At 65.1% G+C, this 4709-nt stretch carries 3 protein-coding genes; 1 reads left to right on the top strand and 2 read right to left on the bottom strand.

Features of this window, described 5'->3' with window-relative positions:
• The coding region (locus tag ACIQF4_RS21135; protein ID WP_400517887.1) for a hypothetical protein at positions 1 to 204 on the top strand (204 nt) is incomplete at its 5' end.
• A gap of 206 nt (positions 205 to 410) precedes the next feature.
• Here the strand turns inward: ACIQF4_RS21135 and ACIQF4_RS21140 are convergent.
• Together ACIQF4_RS21140 and ACIQF4_RS21145 are read right to left on the bottom strand one after the other, a co-directional pair.
• Entirely contained in the window at positions 411 to 3443 is a 3033-nt protein-coding gene (locus ACIQF4_RS21140; protein WP_400517889.1) for a glycoside hydrolase family 2 TIM barrel-domain containing protein, read from the bottom strand.
• Positions 3444 to 3536: 93 nt separating this feature from the next.
• A complete protein-coding gene (locus ACIQF4_RS21145; protein ID WP_400517890.1) occupies positions 3537 to 4544 on the bottom strand; it encodes a LacI family DNA-binding transcriptional regulator in 1008 nt (335 codons plus the stop codon).
• Between the last annotated feature and the right edge of the window lie 165 nt (positions 4545 to 4709).

Here is a 4709-nt window from a genome sequence, read left to right on the forward strand (position 1 = left end):
ACACTATTGAGTTCTCAAACAACAGACACACCCGGCACCACCACCAGCACTTCTCAGCCGTGGATCGCTCCGGAGCAACTTCTCAAACTTACCGGCTTTCGAGGAGCTTTGCAAATCGGCGTTTCCGGCGCTTTGCGTTCCTCTCAACCGTCCCCACCCTTATCCGGCGCGCCAGCAGGCGAACCATTTTCAGGCTGTTTGTAAGGGGGTTGGTCGCTATTTTTCCGCTTCAGCGGCGGCGACTCAGAAAACAATACACGGCTGACGGCTGCTCCGCAAATCCGCCCTGGACAGGCCCCATGCCTCCCAAAACCCCGGAATTCCGGGACTTTCGGAGGCGTGGAGCCCGATTCAAGCCCTTTGCAGGAGGACGCGGTCCAGTATGTACTGGCTCACATATCCCTTTACCGTCAGCTGTCTACCTTAATTGTCAGGCTGAAGTCTGCATCCCGCGGCTTGAGGCGGTACTGCTCCAGGACCCCGGGACCGCAGGCAGCAGTACCCACCCCTCGCAGCGCATGGTCGAGGTACAGGTAGGTCCGCCCGTCCGCCTTCAAGTCCGGCCGGTGTGCCGCCGCGTCCAGGGAATGCTGGCTGTAGGGCCGGACGGTCAGGGCAAAGGCGTCACCGCTGATCTCGAGCATCCTGTCACCCAGCTGCAGCGCGGCGGACCTGGTACCGGACCGGGCACCGCATTCCTGCGGCCGCACGTAGTCCACATCCATATCCTCCAGGGGAAGCGAGAACCAGCCGGTCCGGGCCCCCTGCCCGGTGTCCGGGTAGCTCTGGTGGGGACCCTGGCCGAACCAGCTCACCGCCCCGGTATCTTCGCCCAACACGAGTTCCAGCCCTATCCGCGCCCACTCCACCTCAGAGCCGCGATTGACCCAGGAGCCGTCACGCCGGACCCGGGTCCGGAGCCCAACAGCCTCCCCGTCGGTGCTCCAGGTGTAGTCCACAAGCACGCCGTACTGTTTGTCTGCCGCACTCACCCGCGTACACACCGTGAGGGCCTCGCCGCCGTCGGGTCCTGCAGCTGCAGAGATGCTGAGCAACCGGGTGTGCAGCCGGTCCAGCCTTGCGTCCTGCCACTGGGTTGCCAGCGGCCGCTCGTCGGCACCGCCCCACTCCCGGCCGAGATCATTGTCGGTCGGAGCCCACCACAAGTTCAGCGCCAGCTTCTCCACCGGAATGCCGCCAATCGAGGCAGGCATGCCGGTGGCCCGGTCGAAGACAACCGGCCCCAGTGTGAGCACATTTCCCTGGACCTGGACGGACTCGACCGGCGCCGGCACCACAGGCGCCGCAGGCTCCCGGACAGACTGCCCCCACGCAACTTCATGCCCCGCATCCGCCCAGTCGGAATCCGCACCGAGAACCGCCTGAATAGTGAGGACGGCCGGCTGGCCATCAGGCAGCCCTGCTGCCAAGGCGGCGACACTGGCGGGCAACTCCACAACCGTTTCGGACTGGGGTGCGACGTGCGCAACCTCTACGGAGCCGGCGTCGAGCGTGCCGCCGTCGGCCGCCACCTCGTAGCGGAAGCTGAACGCGGAAATGTCCGCAAAGTCCTGGCCGTTGCGGAGGGTGAAGCCGGACCAGTCGCAGGCGACATCAATGCGCAGCGGCGCGATGACCTTCTTGAAGTCCAGCAGACCGGGCCGGGGATTGCGGTCCGCGTCAACAAGACCATCAGTGACGAAGTTGCCGTCATGGACTTCCTCGCCGAAGTCGCCACCGTAGCCGTAGTGCTCAACGCCGTCGCCCGCGGCAACTGTGATGCCGTGCTCCAGCCATTCCCACACAAACCCGCCCATCAGGCGCGGGTACTTCTCGAAAAGCTCCTGGTACTCGCTCATGCCGCCCGGGCCGTTACCCATGGCGTGCACGTATTCGCAGAGCACAAAAGGCATGGCCCGGCGTCGGGCGTCCAGTGCGGCATCTTCCAGGGCAGGCTCTATCCCTTGGCCGATCAGTGCCGTTTCCGCCTGGCTGGCGTACATCCGGGAGTAGACGTCCACGTGCGCGGAGGACCAGTCTCCCTCGTAGTGGATGGGACGGGACGGATCCCGGTCCTTGGCCCAGCGCGCCATGGCGGCCAGGTTCCTGCCGGTACCCGCCTCATTGCCCAGGGACCACATGACCACCGACGCGTGGTTCTTGTCCCGCTCAACCGTGCTGCGCATGCGATCCACCAAGGCGTCTTTCCACCGGGGGTCGTCGCTGGGGTTCTGTGCCCATCCGGCACTCTCAAAGCCGTGCGTTTCCAGGTCGCACTCGAGCACAACGTAGAAGCCCAGCTGGTCCGCCAGGGCGAGGAATTCCGGATGGGGCGGGTAGTGCGAGGTCCGGATCGCGTTGATGTTGTGCTGCTTCATGAGCCGCAGCTCCGCCTCCACGACATCCCGGGGCACCACCCGGCCAAGCCGTGGATGGTGCTCGTGGCGGTTCACGCCGCGCAGCAAGATCCGCCGTCCATTGATTTTGAACTGCGCATCCTCGATGGTGATACTGCGGAAGCCAATCTGGAGTGCGACGTTCTCTCCAAGGGTGCCAACGGTGGCCTCGTAGAGCTTCGGGACCTCCGCGGACCAGGGCTCGACGGCGGGAACACGCACCTCGGTGCCGGCGGGCAGTTCCAAATTCAGTTCGGGAACGCGGACGACGGCGTCAATCGCCTGGCCGCCACGGCTCGCCTCGATCTTGAGCGTGCCTTCGCCGGTGGCGTGGTCGTAGTCTGCGTGGACGAAGACGTCGTCAATGCCGGCATCGGGCCTGGCCTGCAGGGTGACATCGCGGAAGATACCTGGGAGCCACCACATGTCCTGGTCTTCAACGTAGCTGGCGGCCGAGAACTGGGCGACGCGCACAGCGAGGGTGTTTTCTCCCTGCTCCAGGATCCCGGAGACATCAAATTCGTGGGCGAGCCTGCTTCCACGGGTGGTCCCGAGTTCCACGCCATTCAGCCATACGGTCCCGGCCGACTCAATGCCGTCGAACCGCAGGAGGGCGTGTGGAAAGAACTCCGGCCCGGCCTCAAACACCACCAGATGGTCCCCGATGGGGTTGGCTTCCGGAACGTGCGGCGGCTCTACTGCGAAAGGGAACTGAACGTTGGTGTAGGCGGGGGCGCCGTGTCCGTGCATCGGCCAGCTGGAGGGCACGGGCAGGCTCGTGAATCCGCACAGGTCCTTGCCCGCTTGCCAGTCATCGCTGGGGGCCGTCCGGACGCCGGGGCTAAGGCGAAACTGCCAGTCCCCGTTCAGGGACAACCGCGGGGCATCGCTCTTCAAGTAGGCCCGTGCGGGCAGGGTGCCCCGGCCCGCGGCAAGGGATTCGAGGTCCTGGATATCGGCGGAGCCAAGCTGCAGGTCCATGCCTGCTGAACCAGGGCTGCTTTGCGGGGTGCTGTCCGCCAGGGCGGATGGTGTTTCGACTGACATGGGCTTCCTTGCTTCAGGGAGTCGCTGCTAAAAAGCGTGAACGTTCACGGGCCGTCCCTAAGCCTAGCCTTTTGTGCCGTCGTTGAGTAGGGGTCAGGCCGATTGGCGAAGGACGAGCTGGTGGTTCAGGGTTAGCGAGCTATCGGGGCTTCCCGCCCTGATCCTCCCGGACAGGAGATCATCCACGAGGTCGACGGCGGCCCGGCCTACCGCCTTGAGGTCAAGTGAGAGGGTGGTCAGCTCCGGTGTCACCAGCTCGCCAAGGGGTATGCCGTCCATCCCGATCACGGCGCAATCCTCCGGAACCCTCCGCCCGGCGTCCCGCAAGGCCTTCAGCGCCCCTGCCGCCATAAGGTCGTTGTACGCCACGAGCCCATCTATTCCGCCTTCGTCCTGGATCAGGGCGCGAACTGCCGCCCGGGCTGATTGGGCCGACTCCCCTGCCTGCCGGACAGTGAGCGAAATGCCGGCTTCTGCTGCCGCTGCTGCAACAGCCCGCCCACGGGTGGTGGCGGGCCGCTCCTGGTCAGCGTCAAGATAAGCGATCCGCCGGCGCTGCCTGGACTGCAGCCGTTCCAGGGCGATCCGGGCGGCATAGGCGTAGTCAAAGGAGATGCCGCCGGCTGCCTGGCCTGAAGGGTAGTCGAGAACCACCACGGGCCGGCGGCCCATCAGTGATTGGGCCGCATCTGAGCTGGGACCGAGGTAGCCCACGAGGGCATCAACCTGGGGCCCCAGCCGCTCGACGGCGTCCAGGCCGGTTCCGCTGCCGTGGCCAAAATCATCAACCACCACGTTCCAGCCCCGCTGCGTGGCTTCTTCAACCACACTGGAAGCAAACTCCGGGAAGTAGGGGTTGGTCAGATCAGGGATAGCAAGTCCCAGGGATGTCCGGGCACCCTGTACAAGTGCTTTGGCGAACCGGCTTGGTGAATAGCCCAGTTCTACCGCCAACCGCTGGACGCGCTCCCGCGTGGAAGCGCTGATACCGGGCATGTCATTCATGGCACGGGTGACGGTCTGCCGGGATACCCCTGCAGCCGCCGCAACGTCCAGGATAGTAGCGCGGTGGACCTGTGGGCCGCTGGAAGTCGGGGTCATGACCGTAAGTCTAGGGGGCAGCCAACTGCCTGGTGGTCCGCCGATTTCGAGGCGGGTTTGGTGTGGTGTGGTGTGTGTTAAATGTGGGAGGCCCCAACCATGGTGGTTGGGGCCTCGACCAATGTGTGTCCGGCGGTGACCTACTCTCCCACACCCTCCCGGGTG

It is taken from the genome of Pseudarthrobacter sp. NPDC092202 (genome assembly GCF_044755505.1).
GTDB lineage: Bacteria > Actinomycetota > Actinomycetes > Actinomycetales > Micrococcaceae > Arthrobacter.